This window comes from Corallococcus sp. AB049A, assembly GCF_003668885.1.
Taxonomy (GTDB): Bacteria; Myxococcota; Myxococcia; order Myxococcales; family Myxococcaceae; genus Corallococcus; species Corallococcus interemptor.
The window spans coordinates 1-6,817 of the sequence record NZ_RAWL01000447.1; the positions used below are offsets into that span (position 1 = coordinate 1).

A 6,817-nucleotide genomic window follows, 5' to 3' on the forward strand; every position below is an offset into this window, starting at 1 on the left:
GGCTGGCGGCGGGTCTCCACGAAGAGCTGGCGACGAATCCAAAAGCCTCCGCGGAAGCGTTGGGCGCGTCCCTGGCGTCGCTCGCGGAAGGCACGGCGGCGGCGACCATCCGGGGCGCGAGCAGCGCGCTCACGCAGGAGGAGGCGCGCTGGAGGGATGCGCCCCGCGACCACGAGCTCCTGCGGCGCACGAGCCGGGAGATCACGGCGGGTGCGCTGGAGGCCCTGGGCGCGCGGTTGCGGCGGCCCCTGTTGGCGCTCGCGGGAGCAGGCAGCGCGCTGGTGGCGCTGACGGTGCTGTCCTCGCGACGGCGTCACGCGTGAGGAATCGCCACCTTCCTTCCATGGATGCGGATGCGTTCGAGAACGCCTTCGCGCTGCTCCTGGATGGCCGGGGCGGTGCACGCTCGCTCACCTTGGAGGAGACGCGGAGCTGGCGGGCTTCGGATGGCATGCTCTGGGTCCACCTGCCTCCGGACCTGCCGGACCTTCCTCGCGTGCTGGAGGCCGTCTTCCGCCTGCCTCCCCGCGTGCGTGAACCGCTGCTGGCCGACACGGGCCGCGTGCGCATCGAAGTGCTCAACGAGGACGAGCTCGTCCTGCTCCTGTTGCACCCGGACACCGCGCCCACCGACGCGGCGTCCGCGCGCCAGCTGCGCGCCTGGATGACCGCGGACCGGTGTGTCACCGTCGCGCCCTCGGGACAGCACGCCATCGCCTCCGTCCGTGATCAGCTGGCCCATGGCCTCACCGGCCTCCTGGGCGTCAACCTGGGCGGCATCCCGGGCGCGCAGTGGCGAGGCTCGTTCCTCCTGCTGGTGCTCGTGCTCATCGCCCTCGCCGCCGCGGAGTGGCGGGCCCTGCGCCGCCGCGAACTCGTCTGAGGGCAGGCGCATGGCCGCGCCAGCGGACATCCCCGTGCGACCCGCGTGCCGTGGCGACCTCCTCCACTTCCTCACCAGCTTCATCCCCGGGCGCGGCACAGGCAGGGGAGGACGCGATGGCGGGAGTCCGGACGCGTTGCTTGCTGCTCGGACTCATGGGGGGCCTGTGCCGCGCCGTTTCACCGCCTCCTGACTGACGGCCGGGCTCAGCGGGCCCTCCTCCCGCGCCCTCCACGCCGCGTTGTGCGGCGGCCACCGCGTCCCCAACCTCCGGATGTCTGGGATTGCACCGGGACAGGAGGCGGTCGTGGAGCGACACACGAGGAGGCAATCCGTCTGGGCGCTCGCGCTGCTGCTCGCCATTCCGCTCCAGGCGCTGGCGGCGGATCCGCTGCCGGCCTGGAAGGACGGTCCGGTGAAGCAGTCCATCATCGACTTCGTCACCCGCGCCACCACCGAGGGCCACCCCGGCTACATCCCCTCGGAGGAACGCATCGCCACCTTCGACAACGACGGCACGCTCTGGCAGGAGCAGCCCATCGTGCAGGGCGCCTTCCTCCTGGAACAGGTCAAGGCCCGCGTGAGGGAGGACGCGTCGCTCGCGAAGCGGCAGCCCTTCAAGGCCGTGCTGGAGGGCGACGTGGCCCTGCTGTCCTCCATGGACGAACCCCAGTTGATGGAGCTGTTCGCCGCCACCCACGGGGGCAAGACCCAGGACGAATTCGCCCAGGAGGCCCGAGCCTTCTTCCAGACCGCGCGCCACCCGAAGCTGGGCGTGCCCTACACGCAGCTGGCCTACGCGCCCATGCTGGAGCTGCTCCAGTACCTGCGCGCCAACGGCTTCCAGACGTGGATCTCCTCGGGCGGCGGCACCGACTTCATGCGCGTCGTCTCCGAGGACACCTACGGCATCCCGCCCCAACAGGTCATCGGCAGCGACCTGAAGGAGAAGTTCGACGAGGGCCACGGTCACCCGGTGCTGCGGCGCGAGGCCCGCGTGGACCACATCAACGACAAGGCCGGCAAGCCGGTGGGAATCGAGCAGCACATCGGGCGGAGGCCCGTGTTCGCCGCGGGCAATGTCCGCTCGGGCGGTGACATCCAGATGCTCCAGTACACGAAGGAGCAGCCACGCCCCGGCTTCGCCCTGCTCATCCACCACGACGACGCCGGACGTGAGTTCGCCTACGAGGAGAAGAACGACGCGTCCCTGAAGGCCGCGCGCGAGGGAGGCTGGACCGTGGTCAGCATGCGCCAGGACTGGAAGCGCGTCTTCCCACAGGAGGGCCGGTGATGGACGCGCTGCACGGCTTCATCAGCCTGATGATCGCCACCTTCATCATCGCGCTCGGGCTGTCGCAGGGCCTGTCGTGGCGCCTGGCGGACCTGGGCCAGGGCACGCGCCACCCGGCGTTCGCGCGGGGGCTGGGCGTGTGTCTCATCGGCGTGCCCCTGCTGTCCCTCATCGTGGTGAAGGTGCTGCCGGTGCCGCCCATCGCGTCGGGTGTCATCGCGCTGATGGCGTTCTGCCCGGGGCTGCCCATGGCGCTCAATGTCGTGTCGCGGCAGAAGGGCAACCTGCCGCTGACCCTGGCGCTGTCCATCACCCTGTCGCTGGTCGCCATCGTGCTGATGCCGCTGTCCCTGAAGCTCCTGGAGCGGCTGTTCCCCGTGGCCATCCAGGCGCCGCCGTACGGGGTGCTCCTGGGCCGGGTCATCCTCCCGTTCCTCGTGCCCTTCGCCCTGGGCATCGGCTTCCAGAAGGTGGCGCCCGTCTGGGCGCACCGGCTGCGCAAGCCGGTGAAGCTCTACTTCAACGTCGCCCTGGTCGTGGCCGCGCTGGCGCTGGTCGTGGCCGGCTTCCCGCTGTTGAAGCAGCTCCACATCTGGTCGATTGTCGCGATGGTGGTGGTGACGCTGGGCGCCGCGGCCCTGGGCCACGTGGCCGGCCGGCCCCTGCCCGGAGACCGCACGGCGCTGGCCATCTCCGCCGTCTTCGGCAACCCCGCCTTCGCCTTCTGCCTGGGCGGCAGCACCTACCCCATGAAGAGCCTGCTGGGCGTCATGGGGCTGTACCTGCTCATCCGCACCCTGGCGCTCGTTCCGTACCTGCTCTGGAACCAGCGCCAGCAGGCGTCCGAGCGCGGCGGCGGGCCGTCACTGCCGTCAGGCAGGCGCGCCTCCGTGTCGTGAAGCCGATGCGCGCAACGCACCCGGGTGGCTGATGCCATGACGCCCGGGCGCCTCCACCCTTCCTCGCGTCCGGGATGCCGGGCACACGAGGGGGGAGGGCCCATGAAGCGCACCGCGGCCTCGGCCGCCCATGGCCTGGGCCGCTTCCTTCCAGGTGTCGAGCAGGCTCGGACGTATGAGCGGCGATGGCTGCGCGCGGACCTGCTGGCCGCGCTCACCGTGGGCGCGATGCTCGTCCCCCAGGGGCTGGCCTACGCCCAGATTGTCGGCGTGCGTCCCGTGGCGGGGCTGTACGCGGGCGCCTTCGCGATGCTGGCCTACGCGCTGTTCGGCCCGTCACGGCACCTGATGGTGGGGCCGGAGGCGGGCGCGGCCATCCTCTCCGCGACGGCGCTGGCCCCGGTGGTGGCGGGCGGAGGACCGGAGCGGCTGGCGTCCCTGGCGGCACTGTTGGCATTGATGGTGGGCGCCCTGAGCCTGCTGGGCGGGCTGTGCCGCGCGGGCGCGCTGGCGGACTTCCTGTCGCGCCCCATCCTCATCGGCTACGTCAACGGCGCGGCGCTCATCATCATCGGCAGCCAGCTGACGCGGATGCTCGGGCTGGAGCGCGGGTCGAACGAGTTCGCCGGGCAGCTCCACGAAGTGGCGGCGAACCTGGGCCGCACGCACGAGCCCACGCTGGTGCTGGGGCTGAGCATCGTGGTGGCGCTGGTGGGCATGCGCCGCTTCCTGCCGCGCTGGCCCGCGCCGCTGGTGATGGTGGTGCTCACCACGCTGGTGGCCTGGTGGTTCCAGCTGGAGCACGGCGGCGTGAAGGTGGTGGGGCCCATCGCCGCGGCGGCGCCCGCCTTCGGCCTGCCCTCCGTGGGCTTCGACGACGTGCGCGCGCTGCTGCCCGCGGCCTTCAGCCTCGCGCTGGTGAACTACGCCAGCTCCGTGCTCGCGGGCCGCATCCAGGCCGACCACCATGGCTACCGGCTGGACACGCATCAGGAGTTCCTGGGCCAGGCGGCGGCCAACCTGCTCACCGGCCTCACGCAGGGCTTCCCGGTGACGGGCAGCGGCTCGCGCACGGCCGTCAACGCGTCCATGCGGGGACGCACGCAGCTGGTCGGCGTGGTCGCGGCCGTGGCGGTGGGGGTGTTCTCGCTGTTCCTCACGCCGCTGCTGTCCAAGCTGCCCCTGGTGACGCTGGGGGCCATCGTCATCGTCGCGGCGGTGTACATGCTGGAGGTGAAGCCCCTCGTGACGCTCTGGCGCGTGCGCCCGGTGGAGGCGGTGCTCGCGGCGGTGACGACGCTGGGCGTGCTCTTCCTGGGCATCCTGCAGGGCATCCTCATCGCGGTGACGCTGTCGCTGGTGGACCTCATCCGCCGCGCGGCGCACCCGCACGACGCCGTCCTGGGCGAGCGCGAGGGCCTGCCCGGCTGGCACGACGTGGAGGGCCACGCGGACGCGGAGACGATTCCCGGCCTCGTCGTCTACCGCTTCGACGCGCCCCTCTTCTTCGCCAACGCCCGCTTCCTGCGCGAACAGGTGCGCCACCTGGTGGCCGCGTCCCACCCGCCGGTGCGCTGGTTCGTGCTGGACGCGTCCTCCGTGTTCGACCTGGACATCACCGCCGCGGAGGGCCTGGAGCAGGTGCGCCACGCGCTCGCGGACGAGGACATCGTCTTCGCGGTGGCCCAGGCGCGCGCGCCGATGCGCCGGATGCTGAAGCGCTCCGGGTTGACGGCGCGCATCGGCGAGGAACGGCTCTTTCCCACCGTGGGCGCCGCCGTGCGCGCCTACCTCGAACCGCGAGGCGACACGCGGACCGCCGGTGGCGGCGAGCCCGTCTCCTCGTCACAGGTGCACTGACGCCATGACATCCATCCCATCCAGGGTCCGAAGAGGCTCGGTGCCGGGCGTGGTGCCGGGCACGCTGCTGGCGCTGCTCGTGTCCGCGACGGCGCTGGCGCAGGACGCGCACTACACCACGCGGCAGTTCGGCAACCGGGCGTGGCTGTTGGGCGGTGCCTTCGTGGGCAACCCCAACGACATCAGCGCCGTCTATTACAACCCCGGCGCGCTCGCGCTCCTGGGCGCGCCGGAGCTGGAGCTCACCGGCAGCGTGTACGAATACACGCGCCTGAAGGTGCAGGACGGGCAGGGCGAGGGGAAGGACCTGTCCGACTCCAACGTGGACGTGCTGCCGTCGCTCATCGCCGGCTCGCTGCGCTTCGGGTTTTTGGGCAAGTCCCGGATGGCCTACTCCCTGCTCACGCGCCAGGGCTTCTCCTACAGCCTGCAGTCGCGAGGCACGCGGACGGGCACGGACCTGGCCGGCGTGCGGGGCCTGGACATGCTGTCCACGGACGTGCGCCTGGACCAGACCGTGAGCGAGTTCTGGACGGGCGTGTCCTGGGCCTACCCCGTCACGGAGCACCTGGGCCTGGGCCTGACGCCGTTCGTCGCGACCCGGCATCACGAGCTGCGCTTCCAGACGCAGGCGCAGGGCTCCGGTGCCGCCGGCCAGCAGTTGCTGGCGACGCTGGGCCGAGACCTGGAGTTCGACCACGTCCGGGTGTTGTTGAAGCTGGGCGCCAGCTACCAGCATGGCCCCTGGGCCCTGGGGCTCTCCGTGACGACGCCCAGCCTGGCCCTCTGGGGCCGGGGCTCGGTGGGGTTCGAGCGCGCCGTCCAGTCCCAGGGCGTGGACACGAACGCGCCCGCCGCCGTGTTCGACTTCCAGGAGGACCTGCCGGCGCACTTCTGCAACTCCTGGGCCGCGGCGTTCGGGGTCAGCCGGAGCTTCGGCGATTCCACCGCGGTGTACGCGTCCGTGGAGGGCTACGCGCGCGTGTCGTCCATCACGCTGGTGGACGCCCAGCCCATCGTGCCGCGAGACACCACCGAGTCCATCGACGGGGACTACGCCTTCGCGCTCAAGCCGGTGCTGAACGGGGCCTTGGGCGTGGAGCAGGCGCTGGGGGACCGGGTGCGGGTGTATCTGAGCGGGCACACGGACTTCAGTGCGTTGGAACAGACGCAATCAACGAACGCGCTGGTCGGAGGCTGGGACCTGTACCACGCCGCCTCGGGCATCCACTTCGTGCTGGGCCGTTCGCGCTTCACGCTGGGCGGCGACCTGGCGTGGGGCAACAAGCAGACCACCCGGTTCGCGGAGACGCTCCAGCAGCTGGGCCTGTCCACCCCCATGCGCGCCCAGGACGTCCATTTCTTCCAGGCCACGCTGCTGGTAGGCGCCAGCTTCTCCTTCAAGGACACGCGGAGCACGAGCGGCAAGGGCAGCGTGGAGGAAGCCCCCACGGCGGACTCCCCGTGACGCCGAAGGAGCGCGACGGTGGGGTGGACGAGGAGGCGGCCTCCGCCTTCCTCCTGGACCTGGCGAAGGCGCTGCACGTGGCCTACCAGCCGTCGCTCCTGGTGGAGGCGCGGGTGCGCCGGGCGGCGAAGGCGTGGGGCCTGGGCGTGGAGGTCTTCACGCTCCAGAGCCTGGCGATGACGGAGGTGGTGTCGCGTTGGCGCCCGCACGTGACCTTCGCGCGGCTGCCCTTCGACCCGCACTGGAACCTGGGCCGGGCCGCGGCGCTCCTGCGGCTGTCGGACGCCATCGCCGAAGGGCGCGTGAGGCTGCCCGAGGCGCGCGCGGAGCTGGACCGCATCGTGGCCCTGCATGCGCCGTATCCCGGGTGGCTCGTGTTCCTGGCGTACGGCGTCTACGGGGCGGCGGTGGCG

General features: G+C 71.7%; 6 protein-coding genes and 1 pseudogene. All 7 read left to right on the forward strand.

What is annotated here, in order from left to right; all coding sequences use genetic code 11:
* Positions 1-323, forward strand: a pseudogene (locus D7X55_RS32990) (hypothetical protein); the annotation flags it as partial.
* Positions 324-343: 20 nt separating this feature from the next.
* On the forward strand, positions 344-883 hold the full coding sequence (locus D7X55_RS32995) for a hypothetical protein (protein ID WP_121725139.1): 540 nt from the start codon (positions 344-346) through the stop codon (positions 881-883).
* Between the two features lie 307 nt (positions 884-1,190).
* Positions 1,191-2,177, forward strand: coding sequence for an HAD family phosphatase (locus tag D7X55_RS33000; RefSeq protein ID WP_199747268.1), 987 nt, complete (start codon positions 1,191-1,193; stop codon positions 2,175-2,177).
* Positions 2,177-3,076, forward strand: coding sequence for a bile acid:sodium symporter (locus D7X55_RS33005; protein ID WP_121725140.1), 900 nt, complete (start codon positions 2,177-2,179; stop codon positions 3,074-3,076). Before D7X55_RS33000 ends, D7X55_RS33005 begins: the two co-directional genes overlap by 1 nt.
* Positions 3,077-3,178: 102 nt before the next feature.
* A complete protein-coding gene (locus D7X55_RS33010) occupies positions 3,179-4,936 on the forward strand; it encodes a SulP family inorganic anion transporter (RefSeq protein WP_120553012.1) in 1,758 nt (585 codons plus the stop codon).
* Positions 4,937-4,940: 4 nt separating this feature from the next.
* On the forward strand, positions 4,941-6,404 hold the full coding sequence (locus tag D7X55_RS43640; protein ID WP_158626462.1) for a hypothetical protein: 1,464 nt from the start codon (positions 4,941-4,943) through the stop codon (positions 6,402-6,404).
* The coding region (locus D7X55_RS33020) for a threonine/serine exporter family protein (RefSeq protein ID WP_147470301.1) at positions 6,401-6,817 on the forward strand (417 nt) is incomplete at its 3' end. The genes D7X55_RS43640 and D7X55_RS33020, both read left to right, overlap by 4 nt.